At 71.0% G+C, this 20,192-nt stretch carries 16 protein-coding genes and 3 pseudogenes; 9 read left to right on the forward strand and 10 right to left on the reverse strand.

What is annotated here, in order from left to right; genetic code table 11:
- Positions 1-150: 150 nt before the first annotated feature.
- The 9 genes and pseudogenes from K311_RS18465 to K311_RS0112315 form a co-directional block, all read right to left on the reverse strand.
- Positions 151-495 (reverse strand): annotated as a pseudogene (locus K311_RS18465) (transposase); the annotation flags it as partial.
- Between the two features lie 4 nt (positions 496-499).
- Positions 500-604: pseudogene (locus tag K311_RS18980) on the reverse strand (IS110 family transposase); the annotation flags it as partial.
- On the reverse strand, positions 604-1,905 hold the full coding sequence (locus K311_RS0112285) for an amidohydrolase (protein ID WP_026817562.1): 1,302 nt from the start codon (positions 1,903-1,905) through the stop codon (positions 604-606). The pseudogene K311_RS18980 and the gene K311_RS0112285, both read right to left, overlap by 1 nt.
- Positions 1,906-2,101: 196 nt before the next feature.
- A complete protein-coding gene (locus K311_RS0112290) occupies positions 2,102-3,397 on the reverse strand; it encodes an amidohydrolase (protein WP_026817563.1) in 1,296 nt (431 codons plus the stop codon).
- A 74-nt stretch (positions 3,398-3,471) separates the two neighbouring features.
- Positions 3,472-4,839, reverse strand: coding sequence for a hypothetical protein (locus K311_RS0112295; RefSeq protein WP_026817564.1), 1,368 nt, complete (start codon positions 4,837-4,839; stop codon positions 3,472-3,474).
- A 98-nt stretch (positions 4,840-4,937) separates the two neighbouring features.
- Positions 4,938-6,035: pseudogene (gene zapE, locus K311_RS16815) on the reverse strand (cell division protein ZapE); the annotation flags it as partial.
- Between the two features lie 7 nt (positions 6,036-6,042).
- Positions 6,043-6,711 (reverse strand): alpha/beta hydrolase, encoded by a 669-nt coding sequence (locus tag K311_RS0112305; RefSeq protein ID WP_026817565.1) that lies wholly within the window; start codon positions 6,709-6,711, stop codon positions 6,043-6,045.
- 9 nt (positions 6,712-6,720) lie between these two features.
- Positions 6,721-8,535, reverse strand: a complete 1,815-nt coding sequence (locus K311_RS16820) for an ExeM/NucH family extracellular endonuclease (protein ID WP_052049153.1) — start codon at positions 8,533-8,535, stop codon at positions 6,721-6,723.
- Positions 8,536-8,662: 127 nt separating this feature from the next.
- Positions 8,663-9,175, reverse strand: coding sequence for a c-type cytochrome (locus tag K311_RS0112315; protein WP_026817566.1), 513 nt, complete (start codon positions 9,173-9,175; stop codon positions 8,663-8,665).
- Between the two features lie 173 nt (positions 9,176-9,348).
- On the opposite strand from K311_RS0112315, the gene K311_RS17845 reads away from it, so the two are divergent.
- From K311_RS17845 to K311_RS0112340, 5 genes are all read left to right on the forward strand, one after another.
- The gene (locus K311_RS17845) at positions 9,349-10,896 is read left to right on the forward strand and encodes an MASE1 domain-containing protein (RefSeq protein WP_161627320.1); all 1,548 of its coding nucleotides are present in this window, start codon (positions 9,349-9,351) and stop codon (positions 10,894-10,896) included.
- A 69-nt stretch (positions 10,897-10,965) separates the two neighbouring features.
- Positions 10,966-11,907, forward strand: coding sequence for a hypothetical protein (locus K311_RS0112325; protein WP_026817568.1), 942 nt, complete (start codon positions 10,966-10,968; stop codon positions 11,905-11,907).
- Positions 11,908-12,105: 198 nt separating this feature from the next.
- On the forward strand, positions 12,106-12,801 hold the full coding sequence (locus tag K311_RS0112330; RefSeq protein WP_026817569.1) for a BON domain-containing protein: 696 nt from the start codon (positions 12,106-12,108) through the stop codon (positions 12,799-12,801).
- A gap of 113 nt (positions 12,802-12,914) precedes the next feature.
- Complete coding sequence (locus tag K311_RS16835; RefSeq protein ID WP_051240098.1) at positions 12,915-13,349, forward strand: hypothetical protein; 435 nt, start codon at positions 12,915-12,917, stop codon at positions 13,347-13,349.
- A 172-nt stretch (positions 13,350-13,521) separates the two neighbouring features.
- Positions 13,522-14,928, forward strand: coding sequence for an IgA Peptidase M64 (locus K311_RS0112340; RefSeq protein ID WP_026817570.1), 1,407 nt, complete (start codon positions 13,522-13,524; stop codon positions 14,926-14,928).
- 93 nt (positions 14,929-15,021) lie between these two features.
- Here K311_RS0112340 and K311_RS0112345 read toward each other — a convergent pair whose 3' ends face one another.
- Entirely contained in the window at positions 15,022-15,573 is a 552-nt protein-coding gene (locus K311_RS0112345; protein WP_026817571.1) for a phosphoribosyltransferase family protein, read from the reverse strand.
- A gap of 139 nt (positions 15,574-15,712) precedes the next feature.
- On the opposite strand from K311_RS0112345, the gene K311_RS16840 reads away from it, so the two are divergent.
- From K311_RS16840 to K311_RS0112365, 4 genes are all read left to right on the forward strand, one after another.
- Complete coding sequence (locus tag K311_RS16840; protein WP_081683447.1) at positions 15,713-16,798, forward strand: STAS-like domain-containing protein; 1,086 nt, start codon at positions 15,713-15,715, stop codon at positions 16,796-16,798.
- Positions 16,795-17,751: an NYN domain-containing protein gene (locus K311_RS0112355; protein WP_026817572.1), complete on the forward strand. Its 957-nt coding sequence runs from the start codon at positions 16,795-16,797 to the stop codon at positions 17,749-17,751. Before K311_RS16840 ends, K311_RS0112355 begins: the two co-directional genes overlap by 4 nt.
- A gap of 212 nt (positions 17,752-17,963) precedes the next feature.
- Positions 17,964-18,476, forward strand: coding sequence for a hypothetical protein (locus K311_RS0112360; protein ID WP_026817573.1), 513 nt, complete (start codon positions 17,964-17,966; stop codon positions 18,474-18,476).
- A 132-nt stretch (positions 18,477-18,608) separates the two neighbouring features.
- The gene (locus K311_RS0112365) at positions 18,609-20,174 is read left to right on the forward strand and encodes an SDR family NAD(P)-dependent oxidoreductase (protein WP_026817574.1); all 1,566 of its coding nucleotides are present in this window, start codon (positions 18,609-18,611) and stop codon (positions 20,172-20,174) included.
- Positions 20,175-20,192 lie beyond the last annotated feature (18 nt).

The following is a 20,192-nucleotide window of genomic DNA, read 5'->3' on the forward strand; positions in this document are numbered from 1 at the left end:
GCGCGCTCGGGCCATCATGAATATCCGCGGGTCGGGGCCTATCGTTCAAAGCGGCTTCGCGAGCCGGAATTGTTATCGGCCTTGCCCGACCCGGGGACCGAACCCTTCGTCATGACTCGGATCGTGGTGCACTCCTGGCGGTGAACCGGTTCAGGGCTTGCGGCTGATGTGCTTCGGATCGAACGCGGCGCCGTGTCGATCGATCGCCCACAGGCGTCGTGCCAGCTTGTTGGCGACCGCCACGGCGGCCTTGTTGTGTCCCTGGCGCTGCTGCACATCGAGTGCCCAGGCCTGCAGCGGTTCGAGTTCGCGACCGGCCCGTCGTCGCATCGCTGCCGATCTCAGGATGGCGCGGCCACCGTGGATCAGCAGCGTGCGTAGATAGCCGTCGCCGCGTTTGGTGATCTTTCCGAGCCTTCTGTGCTGGCCGGACGAATGCTCGCGCGGCACCAGTCCGAGCCAGGCAGCCAGATGACGTCCGCTGCGGAAACGGCTCCTCGTTCTCGCCGTCCTCCAACGCATCGCGGGCGGCCGGCGCCACTTTCGCCGCGCCGTTGGGAATGACGACGCCATAGTCGCGCAGCAGGCCGCGCACCAGATTGATCACTCGCCCATGCGCTGATAGTCCAGCACCACCTGCAGCATCGCCCGCGTACCGACCTTGAGCGCCTCCTCGTCGAGGAAGAACTCCGGCGAGTGATTCGACGGCGCGGTGACCGGATCGGTGCCGCGTGGCGTGGCGCCGACGAAGAAGAAGAACCCGGGCACTTCGCGCGCGTAGAACGAGAAGTCCTCGGCGCCCATGTTGAGGTCCATCTCGACGACGTTCGCGGCGCCGACGGCGCGTTCCAGGCTCGGCACCGCGCGCGCGGTCAGCGCCGGGTGGTTGACGGTGACCGGATTGCCCTTGGTGTCGGGGATGTTCGCGACCACCGACGCGCCGTGCGCCGCCGCCACGTGCTCGGCGACGTTGCGCAGGTCGGCGAACACCGCCGCGCGCATGTCCTCGTCGAACGTGCGGATCGTGCCGACCAGCTCCACTTCGTCGGGGATGATGTTGTAGCGGATGCCGCCCTTGATCGCGCCGAAGCTCACGACCACCGGCTGCTTGGAGATGTTCTGCCGCCGCGACACGATCGTCTGCGCGCTGCCGATCAGGTCCGCCGCCGCGACGATCGGATCGACGCCGCCCCACGGCCGCGAGCCGTGCGTCTGCCGCCCCTTCACGACGATGTTGAAGCGGTCGCTCGCCGCCATCGCCGGGCCGCTGCGCCAGCCCACCTGGCCGGCGTTCAAGGTGCTGAACACGTGCAGCCCGAACACCGCCTCCGGCCGGAAGCGCTCGAAGATGCCCTGCGCGAGCATCTCCTCGGCGCCGCCTTCCTCGCCGTCCGGCGGGCCTTCCTCGGCGGGCTGGAAGATGAAGAGGATCTCGCCCGGCAGTTCGGCCTTCATCGACGCGAGCGCCTCGGCGACGCCCATCAGGATGCCGGTGTGGGCGTCGTGGCCGCAGGCGTGCATCACGCCGACGGTCTCGCCGCGGAACTCGGCGGTCGCCCGCGACGCGAACGGCAGCCCGCTGCGTTCGGTGACCGGCAGCGCGTCCATGTCGGCGCGGATGGCGATGCGCGGGCCGGGCTTGCCGCCGCGCAGCACCGCGGTGACGCCGGTGGTGGCGATGCCGGTGCGCACGTCCTCGAGCCCGAGCGCGCGCAGGTGCTCGGCGACGAGCGCTGCCGTGCGGATCTCCCGGTTGCCGAGCTCCGGATGCTGGTGGATATCACGCCGCCATGCCTGGACCTTCGCGTCGACCGCCGCCGCCAGCGCCTCCACGTCGGCATCGGCCGCCTGCACGGACATCGGCAACAGCGCCGCCAACACGGCAGCCAGCATCGTCTTGCGCATCACGGCACTCCCCTGGGTCATCGCCGCACCGATCCTACACCGCGGACTGGGGCCCGAACTCTTTGCCACGGTCGCGCACGAAGAAGTTGATCACAACGGATCAAAGCCGAAACAGCGGATCAAGCCAATTGAAGATCGGCTCTTATCGGCCTTGATCCGTTGTGAATGCTCCTGCCCTGTCGTGGCAGCAATGAGGTCAGGGCGAAGCGAGGTGGTCGGTGGCGAGCTGGAGCATCGCGCGCACGCCGGTGTGCAGCGCGGCTTCGTCGAGCAGGAACTGCGGGGAGTGGTTGGCCGGCGCGGTCGCGGGGTCGACGCCGCCCCCGGTGCTGCCGACGAAGAAGAAGAAGGTCGGCGCCACCGTGGCGTACTGCGAGAAATCCTCGGCGACCGTGAGCAACGGCATCTCGACCACCGCATCGTCGCCGAGCCCGCGGCGCAGCGAGGCGATCGCGCGCGCCGCCAGCGCGGGGTCGTTCGCGGTGACCGGCGCGTTCTCGACGACGCGCAGCTCGGCCTCGGCGCCCGACGCGGCCGCGAAGTGGTCGGCGATGCGCTGCATGCGTGCGATCACGTCGGCCCGCACCTGCGGGTCGAACGTGCGCAGCGTACCGGTCATGTCGACGCGGTCGGGGATGATGTTGAAGCGCACGCCACCGTCGATCGCGCCGGTGGTCAGCACGACCGGCGAGCGGGTGATGTCGACCTGGCGCGCGAGGATGCCCTGCCAGCCGAGCTGCACCTGCGCCGCGACGCTGATCGGGTCGACGCCGTCCCAGGGCTTCGAGCCATGCGTCTGCTTGCCGCGCAGCACCAGCGTCCACTCGTCGGCGGCGGCCATCGCCGGGCCGCTGCGCACGCCGACCTGGCCGGCCGGCAGCGACGACCACACGTGCAGGCCGTAGACCGCGTGGGGTTCGAACCGCGCGAACAGGCCCTCGTCGAGCATGCGGCGGGCGCCGAAGACCTCGCCGACCTGCGGCGGTCCTTCCTCCGCCGGCTGGAAGACGAACATCACCTCGCCGCGCAGTTCGTCCTTCACCGCCGCCAGCGCCTGCGCGACGCCCATCAGCATCGCCACATGCGCATCGTGGCCGCAGGCGTGCATCACCCCGACCGGCTGGCCGCGGTAGTCGGCGCGCACGGTCGAGGCGAAAGGCAGGCCGGTGGTCTCGGTGACCGGCAGCGCGTCCATGTCGGCGCGGATCGCGATGCGCGGGCCGGCGCGGCGGCCACGCAGGATCGCGCTGACGCCGGTCGGGCCGAGGCCGGTGCGCACGTCCTCGAGCCCGAGCGCGCGCAGATGCGCGGCGATCTTCGCGGCGGTGCGGGTTTCCTGGTTGCCGAGCTCCGGATTCCGGTGGAAATCGCGGCGCCAGCTGACGACGTCGGCGCGCACCGCTTCGGCGAGCTGGTCCAGACGTTCCGGAGGAAGTGCGGCGGCGGGCAGGGAGATCAGCGCGGCGAGGCTGGCGGCGAGGAACGGGCGCATCGCGTGGCTCCTGGATGACGGCGGAATCTTAACCAGTTCGTAGTTCGTACCTCGTACGAACTACGCACTACGAACTACGAACTCTTCCCGGCGGTCAGCGCGAGCGCGAACAGGCTCGCCGCGACGCTCCACATCAGATAGCGGAAGTCGGAACTGGGCGCCGCCAGCACGAGCGGCGCCGCCAGCGCCAACGACGACAGCGCGGTGATGCCGGACAGCGCGCCGAAACCGCCGTCGCGCCGCCACAGCCAGCGCAGCACCAGCCCCGCCGCCAGCAGCAGGTAGACCCAGCCGGCGAACACCGGCGTGTCGACCAGCGCTGACAGCTTCGGCTGCAGCCAGCGGTTCAGCGCGCCGTCGTTGCGCTGCAGCGGCGGGTTGTCGGCGAAGGCGGTGATGTCCGGCGACAGCACCAGGCCGTCGGCGTGTTCCGCCTGGCGCAGCCCGAACAGGAAGGCCGACACGCGTGCGCGGTGGGCGAAATAGGCGCGGGGATGTTCGCGCGGCAGCGCCAGCCAGGCGTCGCGGAGTTCGGCGTACTGCGCGGGCGTGTAGTCGTAGTAGAAGTTCAGGCGCAGCTGGCCGCCGACGAAGCTCGGCACGTTCACCGACGGGTCGAAGTCGCGGCGCAGGTCGGCGACGGTCAGGGTCGGCTCGATCCAGTCGGACGGGAACAGCAGTTCGTCGGCCTCGATCGACACCGCGGCCATGTCCCACAGCGCGATCGCCGGCCACACCGGCATCGGTTTCGCGGTGCTGAAGTTCGCGAGCGCGGCGCCGCCGACCGCGACGATGCCGGCGACCATGGTCGCGGCACCGGCACGCAGCAGATGCTGCCGCGTCGCGCGGCGGCGCGAGTTGCCGCTGCTCAGCGCCGACGGCGTGCTGCGGCCGTCACCGGTGGCGCGCCAGCCGATCCACGCCAGCAGCGGCAAGGCCGCGGTGATCGCGTTCGAACGGAAGGCGATGCCGGCGGCGAGCGCCAGCAGCGCCGCCGCCAGCCAGGCGATCCGGCGGCCGCCGCGCAGCTCCATCGCCAAACAGGCCAGCGCGAGCGCGAACAGCGCCGTCATCCAGACGTCCTTCCACAGGTGCGGCAGCAGCGCCAGCAGCGGCGGCCAGGCGCCGAGCAGCAGCACCGTGAACCCGCGCCGCCACGCGCTGCCGCCGAGCGCGTGCGCGAACAGCGCCACCGCCGCCCACCACAGCGTCGCCTGCACGGCGAACACCCCGCCCGGATCCGGCAGCAGCGCGCGCAGCGCGATCCACGTGCGCACCATCACCGGCGGATGCGCCGGGTCCAGCGGCACCGCGCCGCGCGCCTGCGCCCACTGGTAGGCGGAATCCCAGCTCAGGTAGCCGGGCCAGAACGCCGCGAGGGTCAGCGCGAACGCCGCGAGCGCGAGCCAGAAACCGGGGTCGGAGTACTTTTCCTTCGGCATGGGGGGAGACACCGGGGTCAGGCTACGTTTCCGCCGGATGCGCCTTCGCCGGCATCGTGATCGGGGGCGGAAAAGTACTCCGACCCCGGTTTTCGCACGTGCCCACCCGCCAGGTAGTCGTGGCTGCGCATCTCGATCAGGCGCGAGGCGGTGCGCTCGAACTCCTGCACCAGCTTGCCGTCGGTGTAGAGCCATTCCGGTTCGGCGGCGGCGCTGAGCAGCAGGTTCACGCCGCGGTCGTAGAGCTCGTCGACCAGGTGCACGAAGCGGCGTGCGGCGTTGTCGTTGCGGCCGTCGAACAGCGGCACGCCCGACACCAGCACCGTGTGGAAGTCGGTCGCCAGTTCGATGTAATCGGCCGCCGCGCGCGGGCCCTCGCAGATCGGCCCGAAATCGAACCACACCAGGCCTTCCGCCAGCCCGCGCACCGGCACCGGCCGGCCGTTGAGCAGCAGCGGTCCCGGCTCGGAAGGTACGTCCGCGCTCAGCCGCTGCCAGTGCGCGGCCATCGCCGCCTCGGCGGCGGACCCGAGCGGGCTGACGTAGGTCGCCGCGCGCGTCAGCTGGCGCAGCCGGTAATCGGTGCTGCTGACCAGCTCGTGCACCGCGCAGTGCCGCTGCAGCAGCGCGATCGCCGGCAGGAAGCGGGCGCGCTGCAGGCCGTCGCGGTAGAGGTTCTCCGGCGCGGTGTTCGAGGTCGTCGCCAGGGTCACGCCGCGCGCGAACAGGCGCTCGAGCAGGCGGCCGAGGATCATCGCGTCGGCGATGTCGGCGACCAGGAATTCGTCGAGCACCAGCAGCCGCAGCTCGTCGGCCCAGGCGTCGGCGACCACCGCGACGGTGTCGGCGGTGCCGGCCGGCAGCGCCCGCAGGCGCTCGTGCGTCGCCGCCATGAAGCGGTGGAAATGCCAGCGCTGGTGCGGCACGCCGGCCACCGATTCGACCAGCAGGTCCTCGAGCAGGGTCTTGCCGCGGCCGACCCCGCCCCAGAGGTACAGACCGCGCACCGGCGTGGGCGCGCCGCCGCCGAACCAGCGCCGCCAGCCGCCGGCGCGGGCCGTCCCCGCGCGCAGTTCGCGGGCGATGCGGTCGAGTTCCTGCAGCGCCGCGCGCTGCGCCGGATCGTCCTGCCAGCGCCCGGCGGCGACACCGGCGGCATAGCGGCCGGAAGGCAGCGTGTGGGCGGCGGCCGTCACTCCGGACTCAGGACTTACGCGGCGGTGGCAGATTCCGGCGGACGCCGTTCTTGATCGCCCCGCGCAGGTCCATCAACCGGCGGTGGAAGAAGTGGCCGGTGTCGGGCATGCGCACCAGCGCGGGCTTCTGCGGCAGCGAATCGATCCAGTCGTAGACCTTCTGCGGGTCGACGATGTCGTCGGCCTCGCCCATCACCACCAGCCACGGGCAGGGCGGCGGCAGCACGCCGTCGAAGGCGCGCAGGCCGACCGGCGGCGCGATCGAGATCATCTGCTTCACCGGCACCTGGCGTGCGCCCTGCAACGCGACCCAGCTGCCGAACGAGAACCCGGCCAGCCAGAGCTGGTCGTCGGGGCGTTGCCTGCGCACCCAGTCGGTGACCGCGAGCAGGTCGAGCACCTCGCCGCGGCCCTGGTCGAAGCTGCCCTCCGACTGGCCGACGCCGCGGAAGTTGAAGCGCACCACCGCCAGCCCGAGCTCGTTGAGCGCGCGCCCGGTCATCGTCACGACCTTGTTGTGCAGGGTGCCGCCATCCGGCGGATTCGGATGGCAGATCACGGCCACGCCGGCACGCTCGGTGCCCGGCTCGGGCAGGTCGACCATCAGCTCGAGGCGACCCGCCGGACCGGCGAGGTACAGCGGGCCGGATTCGTCCGGGAACGCGGGAATGCTCATGCGCGGATCTTAACCCTCGTCGCGCAGGTCGAAGCCGAGCAGCACCGGGTCGTGGTCCGAGGCCCGCCACGGGCCGGGCGTACCCGGGCGTTCGGTACGGTAGTCGAACAGATCGGCTTCGGCGGCGTTGACGTTCCAGTACGCGACGCCGCGCAGCCGTTCGCTGAGCACGCCGCGCAGCAGCGCGTGGTCGAGGCGGCCGCGCTGGCCGCCGTAGATGAACGAATACGGCCGCTCGCCGCCGGTCGGCGGCACCAGCGCGAAGGCGTCGCGCCAGCCGAAGTTGCGCAGCAGGCGCACCGGGTCCTCTTCCGAATAGGCGTTGAGGTCGCCGATCACCACCGTGCCGACCGGGCTGGCGCCGGTCGGGTTCTCCTCGAGCCACATGTGCAGCGCGCGTGCCGAGGCCTGGCGGGTGTCGTTCCAGCAGCCCTGGCCGTCGTTGCGGTCGACGTCGTCGCCGCGGGCCTCGTCGCAGCCGCCCTTCGACTTGAAGTGGTTCACCGCCACCGCGAACACCGGGCCGCTACCGGCGCGGAACGCCTGCAGCAGCGGTGCCCGGCTGCGTCCGGCGAACGGGCCGGTGAGCAGCGTCTGGGGGTCGCCGACCGGCGCCACGCGCTCGCCGCGGTAGACCAGCGCGACCCGGATCATGTCCTCGCCGGGACCGGCGCCGGCATCGACGAAGCGCCAGTCCGAATGCGGCCCGGCGGCATTGAGCGCGGCGACGAACTGGGCGATCGCCGATTCCGGCCCGAAGCCGTCGTTCTCGATCTCCATCAGGCCGATGATGTCGGCATCCAGGCCCTGCGCCAGCGCGACCAGCTTCTTCTGCTGGCGCTGGTACTCGCCGGCATTGCGGGCGCCGCGGCCTTCCTCGAAGGCGCCGCCGCGGCCGTCGCCATTGAACAGGTTCAGCACGTTCAGGCTGGCGATGCGCAGGTCGCCCGGCACCTGCGGCGGCGCCGGCCGGTCGGCCTGGGACACCGCGCCGAGCTTGTCGGTGAGCTGGATGCGCCAGCCGCCGAAGCGCTGGTCGACGACGCCCTCGATGCCGGTGATCCGGCTGCCGGCGCGCAGCGGGGCGACATCGCCCGGCTTCGCCGGCAGGTACCAGAGCGCGTCCGGATCGCGGCGGCTGCTGCCGTCGTCGAGACGGATCGTGCGGGCGGCGTTCTGCGCCGCGATCGCGCCGGCGCCGGCGGGCGCCGACAGTTCGGTGGGGACGTACACCGGGCCGTCGAAGGCGACGGCGAGTTCGCCGAAGCGGCCGAGGCTTTCCAGGCCGACCACGTCCAGGCCGATCTCGATGCGCACGCGCATGCCCTCGAGCGCTTCCCAGTCGGCCGGCGGCGCCTCCAGTTTCAGCGGCTGGAAGGCGACGCCCTGCGCCAGCACCTCGACCTGGGCATCGGCGAGCGCGGTGAGGGTCGCGTCGCCCTCGCCGATCTCGGCGACGGTGCCGGTGGCGCGCACGTGGTCGCCGGCGCGCAGGCGCGGTTCGGCGTTCTCCGGCCGCGGCAGCCACAGGCCTTCGGAGGTCGCCGGGTTGCCGTCGTCCTGCAGCGACTGGATGAAGACGCCGCCGAGGCCGCCGAGGAAGGGGCCGGTGACGACGCCTTCGACCACCGCGTACTCGCCGACATAGGCGCTGCGCGCGCCGGTGCCCTGCAGCGCGGCGATCGTCGCCGGGCGTGCCGGCCCGGTCGGCGCGGCGGGGGCGGCCGGGACCGCACTGGCGGGCAGCGGCGCTGGCGCTTCGCCTTCCGGGCCGCTGCAGCCGGCCAGCAGCAGGCCGAGGACGAACAGGGGGGAACGACGCATCACGGCCTCCGTTCGGGCGCTCATCGGGGTTCGGGCAGGGCCCGGAAAGGACGACGCCGCCCGGAGGCGGCGTCGTGGGCCGGGCAGTGCCCAGCATAGTGCGTTCGCGCCCGGCGGGCGCCGAAGCTCACTGCAGGTTGTCGAGCATCCAGTCGACCGTGGCGATCACCTGCTCGTCGGTCAGGGCCGGGTTGCCGCCCTTGGCCGGCATCAGGCCGGCGTTGCCCTGGAAGCCTTCGATCGCGTGCTTGTGCAGGGTGTCCACGCCCTGGGCGATGCGCGCGGCCCACTCGCCACGGACCAGCTTCGGCGCGCCGGCGGCGCCCGAGGTATGGCAGGCGCTGCAGAGGGCGCTGTAGATCACCGAGCCGTCGAGGGTGCCGTCGTAGGCGACCTGGCCGGCCGCCGCCTCGCGCGCCGCGGCCTGGGCGGCCGCCTGCGCGGCGGCACCGGTGGCACCGGCGAAGACGTCGCCGACCGGGCGCAGGCGCGCGGCGGTCGCGGCCTCGCGGGCCGGGTTCGGCTCGGCCGGCGTGTCGTTCAGGAACCACGCCAGCACGATCAGCGCGATGGTGAGGGCGACCAGAAAGCCGATCACCTGCGAGAAGTGCTTGAGGAATACCAGATCGTGATTACGCACAGTTTGCTCCCCGGCCACGGGCCAGGGCCCTGGAAACGAAAGCCGGGATTATATCGGCCCCGTCCCGGGCAAGGAAGGCGCGTGCGCAGCACTTCACGCGCGGGAGTCCGGAGGGGCATGCTGGCCGGACACGGGGACGTCGGGATCGGGACCGGATGGCGCGGGATGCGCTGATGAAGTTGCAGGTGGCGGCGACGGGCGACTGGCGGCGCTGGCTCCTGGTTGCGGGCGTCGTGCTGCTGGCCTGGCTGGTGCTCGAGCGCCTGTCCGGGCAACTCTGGTTCCTGCCGGCCGGGCTGCGCCTGGCCCTGCTGTGGCTGGTGCCGACCCGGCGCTGGGGCTGGCTCGCCGCGGCCGAGGTCGGCGGCCAGCTGATCAAGACCCTGGTGCTCGGCTACTCGCCGTCGACGTGGACCTTCGTCGCGGTCTGCGTGCTGCCGTGGTTCGTCTACGCGACCGCGGTGCGGGTGATGCGCGGCCCGGAGCCGGCGCCGGCGATCGACGGCCCGGGGCGGATGATCGTGCTGCTGCTGACCGGCCTGATCGCCGCGGCCGCGGTGTCGCCGCTGCTGTGGACCTTCCTGGTCACGGTGCCGATGAACGCCGCCGACACCCTGGTCAGCATGTTCGCCTTCCTCTACGGCGACCTGATCGGCCAGCTCGTGCTGGCGCCGCTGGTGCTGGTGCTGGTGCACGGGCTGCCGGAGCGGCGGCGCCCCGGCTTCTGGCGCGACATCGCCGCGACCGTGCTCGGCGGCCTGACGGTCTGCCTGCTGCTGCAGGCCTATGGGCGGCTCGCCGATTACGTGCTGCTGCTGGCCTTCGCGCCGCTGTTCTTCCTCGGCTTCCGGCACGGCTGGGAGGGCGCGGCGATCGGCACGTCCCTGCTCGGCGGCGTCGTGCAGGTGGTCGCCGGCACCGCGGTGCTGACGATCAGCGTGTCGATGCTGCAGCTGGTGCTGATCGTGGTCGGCGCCGGCGCGCTGGTGCTCGGCGCCGCCAGCACGGCGCTGCGCGAGAGCCACGCGATCCTCGCGGAACGTCATCGCGAGCTGGCGACCAAGAACGACGAACTGGCCGGCCTGGCCGAGGAATTGCGGCAGATCAGCCAGCGCCTGGTGCGCGTCGAGGAGCAGGGCCAGCGCGAACTCGCGGCCGAACTCGATTACGAGCTCGGGCATGCGATCCACGCGCTCGGCACCCGCATCAGCCTGGCCTTCCGCGACACCCGCGACGAGCAGGTCACGCGCCTGCTGGAGTCGCTGCGCGAGCAGGTGCGCGAGATCCAGGACAGCCTGCGCCGCGCGCTGCGCCAGCTGCGGCCACCGATGCTCGACAGCCACGGCCTGCGCCACGCGCTCGAGAACGGCCCGCTGCGCGACATGCTCGACGATGCCGGCGTCGGTTTCGAAACCCGCTTCGAAGGCCCCCTCGACGCGCTCGACGACGACACCCGCACCACCGTCTACCGCATCTGCCAGGCGGTCGTGCGCGAAGCGGTGCGGCTGGAGACGGTGCACCAGGTCGCGCTGCACGTCGCGCTCGGGGCGTCGCGGCTGCACGTGGCGGTCGACATCGACTATTCGCCCTACGCCCGCGACCTGCCGCCGCTGCAGGCGCTGCCGGCGATCCGCGACCGCGTGCTCGCCGAGCGCGGCCAGTACCTGGTCGAGCCGCTGGTGCACGGACAGCGGCATTGCGTCGATCTCGCGGTGAACTGAGCAACCCCGGCGGGCGTCGTCGTGCGTTCAGCCATCCACCCGCGGCTCGCCGCCTGCCAGGAACCTTCGATGCCGACGTCCCGGATCCGCACCGCCCTGATCGCCGGCCTGCTCGCGGCGGCGTCCCTCGTCCCGGCGCACGCCGGTGAGCCGGAGCGCCCTTTCATCGAGCGCAGCCTGGTGCTGGCCCCCGCGCGGGTGGCCGGCTGGCGTCTCACCAAGGCGCAGGACTTCGAGGGTCGGCCGGAGCTGGGCGTCGGCTTCAGCTACCGGCACGGCGACCATCCGGACGTGCTGGTGTCGGTCTTCGTCTATCCGCACGGCCGCCAGGAAGGCGTCGACGTGGTCGGCCAGCTCGCGCTGGCGATGCGCCGGGAACTCGAGGATGTCGCGGCCGGAGGTACCTACGAGGACCTGGTGTTCGGCGAGGAGACCGATTTCCATGTCGTGACGCCGGTGAAGCAGGCCGAAGCAGCGAACGAGGCGGCGAACGACGCAGGGAACGACGCAGGGAACGACGCGGTGGAACCGCGTGACGGCGCGGAGTCCGGGGACATCGCGATCGCCGCGATCGAGGAGGTCGAGGCCGAGCTGGCGGTCAACGACCCCGACCGCGGTCGCCGGCAGCCGGTGACGATGACGCGCGCGGGCGAGCCGATCCTCTCGGTGTCCTACCTGTTCCACCGCCAGCTCTACGCCTTCAAGCTGCGCATCAGCGCGCGGCAGGAACACATCGACGCCGCCACCTTCGCGGCCTTCGCCGACATGGCGGTGCACGCGATCGCGCCGCTGATCGACGTGCGCAATACCGGCGGCTGTGCGTCCGCGACGATCCACGTGGACGGATCCGCCGGCGAAGCGTCCGAGGGCTTCGCCGATTTCGTGCGCCAACTCGCGCGCGCCAAGGCCCGCGGCGAGCGCGAGGGCTGCGCGCCGACGCTCGACACGGCCGTGCCGGCGGGCTTCGAAGGCATCGAGCTGGACGTCAGCGGCCTCTGGGGCCGGCGCTGAGCCTCGCAGCGGCAGCGCACGTGCCGCCTTCCTGAATGTACTCCGACCCCGGTTTTTCCTTGCCGGGCGCGGGTTTGCGGGCCGTCGTCACGCGCGGCCGACAAGGACTTCACGGCGTCTCGCAGGCGGATGCGGAGGCTGGCGCCCAGGTTCGCGGGCCCGGCCTGCCGACCCATCCCCCACGAAAGGAGTAACGCCATGAACCGCATGACCCTGAAGGCTTCGATGCTCGCCACCGCCCTGGCCCTCGGCTTCGGCGCCCCGTCGGCGTTCGCGCAGGACGACAACGTGACCGATCGCGCCGAGCGCAGCGCCAGCCAGGTCGCCACCGATGCCGCGATCACCGCCGCGCTGAAGGCCAAGCTGCTCGCCGACAGCCGCACCGAGGGCTTCGACATCAACGTCGACACCTACAACGGCATCGTCACGATGACCGGTGGCGCCGACACCCAGGCCGCGAAGGACGCCGCGACCGAACTGGCGAACACCGTCGACAACGTCGTGCTGATCAAGAACGAGCTGGTCGTGGCCGCCGACGGCAGCGCCGAGCGCATCGCCGCGAACTCCGCCACCGCCTCGGGCGCCGTACGCGAGGCCGTCGCCGATGCCACCGACGGCGTCGACGAGGAAGGCAACAACCCGGACCTCGATGTCGACGGTGACGTCGACGGTACCCCGCCGGGTGGCGACGCCTGGATCACCAGCAAGGTGAAGGCGCAGCTGCTGGCCGATGCGCGCGTCAAGGGCCTGGACATCGACGTCGACACCGAGAACCAGGTCGTGACCCTGACCGGTACCGTCGAGACCGCCGAGGCCCGCACCGCCGCGATCGAGATCGCCCGCACCACCTCGGGCGTCAAGAACGTCGTCGCCGACGCCCTCGTCGTCCAGTAACCACGACCGTAACGGTGCCGCGCACGGTTATCGCGGGATAACGGTGCCCGGCACCGTTAAGCTCGGGATAACGGTGCCCGGCACCGTCACGCTGTCTGCGCAGGGGGGGAGCCATGAAGAATCGCCACGTCTACGTGCTGCCGTCGGCGGCGATGCTGGAAACCGCGCTGGAGGTCGCGCGCCGGGTCGGTGTCGACGATGCCGATCTCGCGGTCGTCGCCCGCCACGACATCGAACTGCAGCTCGATCCCGAGCCGCTGATGCAGGAAACCAGCCGCCTCAGCGGCGTGCTCAACGGCCTGAGCGCGGTCACCGTGCCTACCCTCGGCGTCAGCGTCGCCGGCGCCGGCTTGCTGGCCCAGCTCGGCGACAACCTGGCGAACTGGTTCCCCGCGCTCGCCGGCCACGACGAGGCCGACGTCCGCCGCGCCTACCACGACCGCGTCGAGGCCGGGCAGATCCTGCTGGTCATCGATGCCGGCCAGGAGCTGTGGAATGCCGTCGTCGCGGCGCTCACGGTCGAGGTCGGCGGCGAGGCGCTCGCCTAGGGTTTTGAAGGCTCCACAAGCGGAACACGGATGAACACGGACGAGCACGGATCGCACGAATAGGGCGGATCCGCGGCAACAATCGACAGCTTTGTCCGTGCTCGTCCGTGTCACTCCGCGCTCGTCCGCCGATTTATGCTCCTGGTTCGGACCAGACCGAACCAGAGCCGCCATGCGCCTTGCCCTGCTGATTTTCCTGCTCGCCCTGCCGTGCCTAGCATCGGGCGCGGCGCCGGCGACGCTGCGCGTCGACCTGCAGCACGGCGGCGACGCCACCCGCGAGCACTATGCGCTCGAACGGGTGGTGATCGAGCCGCTGCCCTGGCCGGGCAATCCCGACCGGCCGATCGACGACAGCAACCGCGGCATGAACCTGTTCGAGGTCGTCGACCCCGACAGCGGCGCGGTGCTGTATTCGCGCGGCTACAGCACGATCTTCGGCGAGTGGCAGTCGACCGACGAGGCTAAGGCCACCGCGCGCAGCTTCCAGGAATCGCTGCGCTTCCCGCGCCCCGACGGCCCGGTGGAACTGCGCGTCCACGCCCGCGACGAGACCAACGGCTGGAAACAGGTCTGGAGCCTGCGCGTCGACCCCGACGCCCCCGACGTCGAGCGCGTGCTCGCGCCGGCCCCGGCACGGCCGATCGCGATCCACCACAGCGGCGATTCCGCGCACAAGGTCGACCTGCTGATCCTCGGTGACGGCTATGCGGCCGACGAGCTCGACGCGTTCGAGGCCGACGCGCGGCGCATGGTCGCCCACCTGTTCACGGTCTCGCCGTTCCGCGAGCGCCGCGACGACTTCAACGTCTGGGCACTGACCGTGCCGGTGCCCGAGAGCGGCGTCAGCCGGCCGTCCACCGGCCTGCACCGCGCCAGCGCCACCGGCCTGCGCTACGACATCTTCGGCAGCGAACGCTACGCGCTGAGCGTCGACAACCGCGCGTGGCGCGAGCTGGCGCAGTACGCGCCGTACGAGTTCGTCGAGATCATCTTCAACAGCGAGACCTACGGCGGCGGCGGCATCTTCGGCATGTTCAGCACCGCCGCAGCCGACAGCGACTGGGCCGACTACCTGTTCGTGCACGAGTTCGGCCACCACTTCGCCGGCCTCGCCGACGAGTACTACACTTCGCCGGTCGCCTACGACCACGCGGCGCCCGGCGAACGGCCCGAACCCTGGGAACCGAACGCCACCGCGAACACCGACCCGGCGACGCTGAAATGGCGGGAACTGCTGACGCCGGGCACGGCGTTGCCGACGGACTGGCCGAAGGCCGAATTCGAGGCCTTCCAGCGCGAGAACCAGGCCGAACGCGCGCGCATCCGCGCCGAGCGCCGGCCGGAAGCGGAAATGAGCGAACTGTTCCGCCGCGAGCAGGCCTTCATCGACGCGCTGTTCGACCCGCATGCCAACCGCAGCGTCGTCGGTGCCTTCGAAGGCGCGAACTACCAGGCCACCGGCTATTTCCGGCCGCAGCTACAATGCCTTATGTTCACCCGCCACGACGCGTTCTGCGATGTTTGCCGGGATGGGGTCGAGGAGATCATCGACCTTTATTCAGGAGGTAGGAGGTAGGAGGTAAGAGGTATTGGGCGGTACGACGCGCTGCCGGGCATGCGCTTTCCCGACGAGACTCCCCGCTCGCACGGCTGGACTACCTCTTACCTCCTACCTACTACCTCCTGTTGGTCGCCATAGATCCACCGCGAAGTCCCCCTCGTACGGCGGCACATTGCATTCGATCACGTCGCCCGGCGCGATCTTCAGGGTGATGCCGACGATGTCGGCATGCACCGGCAGGCGGTGGCGCTGGCGGTCGACCAGCACGGCGGCGTGCACCGCGGCGGGCTTCTGGGTGGCCAGCCATTCGAAAACGCGGAACAGCGAATAGCCCTGGTAGAGGACGTCGTCGACGACGATCACGCGGCGGCCGAGCAGGTTGCACTCGGCCGGCGCCTCGAGCGCGGTTTCCGGGTGCAGCAGTTCGAGGTTGTCGGCGTAGCGCTTCACCTTCAGGTCGAGGCGGGTGATCTCGGCCCAGGGGGCGTGCACGCGCACCCGCGCCAGCAGCCGGTCGGCGAGCGGGGCACCGCGGCGCAGCATGCCGAGCAGCACGGTCGGGGTCGGGTCGAGCAGGGCGACGGTCTGCCGCGCCATGTCGTCGATCACCGCATCCAGATCGGCGTCGGAATACAGGCGGTAGCGGTCGGGTGCGGTCATCGGGCTCCTCCCTCGAAGGCGGCCCAGCCTACCTGACGCCCCGCGGAGGCGTCTCCGGCCGGGGGCCGGGGAGCGGGATAACCTGACAATCCATCGCCGATAACCTGTCAATCACGACGCACGGGCATACAATCCGCGCATGGCCCGCCCCAGCCGCCGCCACGAAATCGACAGCGCCCTGCTGGCCGCGGTCGGCGCGCATCCGCGCGACCTGGTGCGGGTCGTCATGAATGCGTTGGGGCTGAGCCGCCCGCAGGTGCTGGCACGCGTCGATGCGCTGATCGACGCCGGCTTCCTGGCGCGCGACGACAACCCCACCCGGCCGTCGTACCGCCATGGCCCGCGCCGGCGGCATTCGTTCACGCGCGCGGTCGCCGGCGCCGAGGAACACGTGCTCTGGGAGCATCAGCTGGCACCGCTGCTCGCCGGGCTTCCGCGCAACGTCTACGACATCTGCCATTACGGCTTCACCGAAATGGTCAACAACGTGGTCGACCATTCCGGGGGCCGCCGGCTGGTGACGAGCGTCGACCTCGAGCCGGGACGCGTGGCGATCACCGTGCAGGACGACGGCGTCGGCATCTTCCGCAAGATCAGCCGCCACCTCGCCCTGCCCGACGAGCGGCTCGCCCTGCTCGAGCTCGCCAAGGGCAAGCTCACGACCGACCCGCGCCGCCATTCCGGCGAGGGCGTGTTCTTCACCTCGCGGGTGTTCGACCACTTCATGATCCTGTCGGGCGGGCTGAGCTTCGACCACGACCACCGCCATCCCGAGGACGTGTTGTTCGACGATGACGACGGCAGCGAAGGCACCACCGTGGTGATGGAGATCGCGGACGACAGCCGGCGCACCTGCGCCGGGGTCTTCGCGCGCTTCTCGAGCGGGCCCGAAGACTATTCGTTCGCGCGCACGATCGTGCCGGTGCGCATGGCCGGTCTTGGCGACGGGAACCTGGTGTCGCGCTCGCAGGCCCGGCGCGTGCTGCAGCGGGTGGACCGCTTCCGCATCGTCGTGTTCGACTTCGCGGCGGTGACGGCGATCGGCCAGGGATTCGCCGACGAGATCTTCCGCGTCTTCGCCGCCGGACATCCAGAAGTCGAGCTGGAGTTCATCAATGCCGATGCGGCGGTCGTCGCGATGATCCGCCGCGCGCAAGCCGCCGCCGCCGAGTCCTGGCGCATCGAGGAAGCGCAGGGCGACCTTTTCGAGGAGCCGAAACCATGAAGAACCGCAACGAATCCGACGACGACGCCTGCCGCCTGGCCGTGCTGATCGACGCCGACAACGCCCAGCCGGCGGTGATCGACGGCCTGCTCGCCGAAGTCGCGCGCTACGGCGTCGCCTCGGTGAAGCGGATCTACGGCGACTTCACCTCGCAGCGCCTGCAGGGCTGGAAATCGGTGCTGCTCGACCACTCGATCCAGCCGATGCAGCAGTTCGCCTACACCAGCGGCAAGAACGCCACCGACTCGTCGCTGATCATCGACGCGATGGACCTGATGTACACCCGCCGTTTCGACGGCTTCTGCCTGGTCAGCAGCGACAGCGACTTCACCCGCCTCGCCCAGCGCCTGCGCGAGGAAGGCCTGAAGGTCTACGGCTTCGGCGAGCGCAAGACGCCGGATGCCTTCGTGCAGGCCTGCGACAAGTTCATTTACACAGAAGTCCTGCGCCCGCGCGCGGCTTCCGGCGCCGCCGCGAAGCCGAAGGGCGACGGCGGCAGGCCCGAGCCCGCGAAGCAGGACGCCAGAGCGGAGGCGAAGCCGGCCGGCAAGCCCGCGAAGGCGAGCAAGGCGGCGAAGAAGCCGGCACAGAAGACCCAGCCCCAGGGCGGCCCGGTGAAGCCCGGCAGCGTCGGCGACATCGCGGCGGCCGCGGCGAAACCGGCGGCGCTCAGCGAGCAGACCGTGCTCGACGCGCCGTCGCCGGAGCCGTCGGCGCCGCTGCCGATCCCGCGCGCGCTGCTCGAACAGGCGATCGACGAATGCGGCGACGACCAGGGCTGGGCCCACCTCGGCGCGGTCGGCAGCTACCTCAACAAGCTGCGGCCGGACTTCGACACCCGCCTCTACGGCCACCGCAAGCTCAGCGACCTGATCCGCGCCCGCCCCGACTGGTTCGAGGTGCAGGAACGCGGCGACGGCCAGAACAAGTCGCTGCACGTGCGCGTGCGCTGAACCGGACTTGCGGACGGTGCGCCGGGAGGAACGCGGATTTCGCGGATCAGAGCGGATGGACGCAGATCGAAAGCCGACGACGATCCGTACGCCGACCCGACGGATTGCCGACCCCGCCCGAGCCCACCAGAGTGACGCCTGATCCGCAGTGATCCCCTGAATCTGCGGAATCTGCGTGCAATGACTTCGCCTCACTTCGAGAGGAACACCCCATGCTGCGACGCCTGACCCTGCTGTCCTGGCTCACGCTGCCGCTGGCTGCGCAGGCTGCGATCAATCCCGCGGAGTTCACGAAGGGCGCACCGGTGCAGGTGCAGCTGCGGCCGGTGGTGCAGATCGTCGAGCACTTCCAGCGCGACGGCGACACGCACCGGCGCACGACGATCGTCGCCACCGTCGTCGCCGAACACCGCGACGACCCGGAGATCGAGGTCGGTGACACCGTCACGATCGACTGGACGGTCAACACGGACGCCCTGAAGCGCGCCGCCGCCGACTACAACGAGCGCATGGCCGGCATGGTCGGCCCACAGTTCATGTACGCGCCGAACCCGCCGCAGCCCGATGCCGACGGCCTGATCTGGGCCAACCTCGAGCGCGACCCGGCCGCGACCGCCGAACTGCCGCCGGCCGCGCTCGACCGCGAGACCGCGCACGACGCCGACCGCCGGGTGGGCGAGGTGTTCGTGCCGGCGGCCTCGCAGCACTCCTTCGACCATCCCTGACCACCCAAGGCGCTCCGCTGTAGGAGCGGCTTCAGCCGCGATTCTCCCTGCCCGCGCAAAGCGCGGCCTCCCCCACCGCCTACCCCCACCCCGTCCTGTAGCATTCGCGCCCCCTCCCGCGCCCCGCCCGCCGTGTCCGCAGACCCGAACGACCTCACCGCCCGCCTCGCCGCCGCCGCCGATCTGCTGAACGAGATTGCCGCCGACCGCAGCGCCTTCGAAGCCCTGCCGCGCGAGGTGCAGAAGCAGCTGCAGGCGGCGGTCGGGCGTTTCCACAACCCGGATCCCGAGGCCTACCGGAAGAACCGCAAGGCGAGGGCGCGCGAGGCGGCGGCGGCGAAGATCGCGGCCGAGGAGGCGATCCTCGATCGAACCGGCATCCGCGAACTGCGCCGGCGGCCGGTGTTCACGACACCGAACTACCTGCCGCCGGGCGGTTTCACCGCGGCCGGCTCGGGCGAGTTCGTCGGCGGCGACGTGCACATCGCCGGCGACGAACCGGCGCCTCGCGAGGCGCTCGAGCCGCGCCACTGCTACGTCTGCAAGCGCAAGTACACGCGCCTGCATCCCTTCTACGACCAGATGTGCGTGGAGTGCGGTGACTTCAACTTCATCAAGCGCACCGAAACCGCCGACCTGCGTGGCCGCGTCGCGCTGCTGACCGGCGGCCGGGTGAAGATCGGCTACCAGGCCGGCATCAAGCTGCTGCGCGCCGGCTGCCGGCTGATCGTCACCACCCGTTTCCCGCGCGACAGCGCCCAGCGCTACGCCGAGGAACCCGACTTCGCCGAATGGGGCCACCGGCTCGAGATCCACGGCCTCGACCTCCGCCACACGCCGAGCGTCGAGGCCTTCTGCGAGCTGCTGCTGGCGAAGGAATCGCGGCTCGACTACATCGTCAACAACGCCTGCCAGACCGTGCGCCGCCCGCCGCAGTTCTATGCGCACATGATGGCGCTCGAGCGCGCGGCCCAGGCCGACATGCCCGAACACGTGCGCGGCCTGCTCGGTGCCTACGAGGGCCTGCGTGCGGTCGAGATGCTGCCCGGCGTCGACCCGACCGCGCTGGCGAACCTCGCCGCCGCGCCCGGCATCACCCGCGCCGCCGAACTCTCGCAGGTGCCGCTGCTGGCCGAGGAACTGCTCGGCCAGGCGCATCTGTTCCCGGAAGGCCGGCTCGACCAGGACCGCCAGCAGGTCGACCTGCGCGGCCGCAATTCCTGGCGCCTGCTGATGCACGAGGTGTCGAGCGTCGAGCTGCTGGAAGTGCAGCTGGTGAACGCGGTCGCGCCCTTCATCCTCAACGCGCGCCTGAAGCCGCTGATGCTGCGCACGCCCGAGCGCGACAAGCACATCGTCAACGTGTCCGCGATGGAGGGGCAGTTCTACCGCAACTTCAAGACGACGCGGCACCCGCACACCAACATGGCGAAGGCGGCGCTGAACATGATGACGCGCACGTCCGCCGCCGATTACTTCAACGACGGCATCCACATGAATGCCGTCGACACCGGCTGGATCACCGACGAGGACCCCGTCGAGATCGCCGAGCGCAAGCAGCGCGAGGAACGCTTCCACCCGCCGCTCGACATCGTCGACGGCGCGGCGCGGATCGTCGATCCGATCATCGATGGCGCCAATACGGGGCGGCATGTTTGGGGGCAGTTTCTGAAGGACTATAGGCCGACGGACTGGTGATGCTTAGTTCGTAGTTCG

It is taken from the genome of Arenimonas composti TR7-09 = DSM 18010, from assembly GCF_000426365.1.
GTDB lineage: Bacteria > Pseudomonadota > Gammaproteobacteria > Xanthomonadales > Xanthomonadaceae > Arenimonas > Arenimonas composti.

Coding starts and splice junctions, on each gene's coding strand:
- K311_RS0112355 (WP_026817572.1), top strand. CDS start 16,795: ATGAAGAACCGCAACGAATCCGACGACGACGCCTGCCGCCTGGCCGTG.
- K311_RS0112345 (WP_026817571.1), bottom strand. CDS start 15,573: ATGACCGCACCCGACCGCTACCGCCTGTATTCCGACGCCGATCTGGAT.
- K311_RS17845 (WP_161627320.1), top strand. CDS start 9,349: ATGAAGTTGCAGGTGGCGGCGACGGGCGACTGGCGGCGCTGGCTCCTG.
- K311_RS0112290 (WP_026817563.1), bottom strand. CDS start 3,397: ATGCGCCCGTTCCTCGCCGCCAGCCTCGCCGCGCTGATCTCCCTGCCC.
- K311_RS0112330 (WP_026817569.1), top strand. CDS start 12,106: ATGAACCGCATGACCCTGAAGGCTTCGATGCTCGCCACCGCCCTGGCC.
- K311_RS0112285 (WP_026817562.1), bottom strand. CDS start 1,905: ATGCGCAAGACGATGCTGGCTGCCGTGTTGGCGGCGCTGTTGCCGATG.
- K311_RS16835 (WP_051240098.1), top strand. CDS start 12,915: ATGAAGAATCGCCACGTCTACGTGCTGCCGTCGGCGGCGATGCTGGAA.
- K311_RS16820 (WP_052049153.1), bottom strand. CDS start 8,535: ATGCGTCGTTCCCCCCTGTTCGTCCTCGGCCTGCTGCTGGCCGGCTGC.
- K311_RS0112340 (WP_026817570.1), top strand. CDS start 13,522: ATGCGCCTTGCCCTGCTGATTTTCCTGCTCGCCCTGCCGTGCCTAGCA.
- K311_RS16840 (WP_081683447.1), top strand. CDS start 15,713: ATGGCCCGCCCCAGCCGCCGCCACGAAATCGACAGCGCCCTGCTGGCC.
- K311_RS0112325 (WP_026817568.1), top strand. CDS start 10,966: ATGCCGACGTCCCGGATCCGCACCGCCCTGATCGCCGGCCTGCTCGCG.
- K311_RS0112295 (WP_026817564.1), bottom strand. CDS start 4,839: ATGCCGAAGGAAAAGTACTCCGACCCCGGTTTCTGGCTCGCGCTCGCG.
- K311_RS0112305 (WP_026817565.1), bottom strand. CDS start 6,711: ATGAGCATTCCCGCGTTCCCGGACGAATCCGGCCCGCTGTACCTCGCC.
- K311_RS0112360 (WP_026817573.1), top strand. CDS start 17,964: ATGCTGCGACGCCTGACCCTGCTGTCCTGGCTCACGCTGCCGCTGGCT.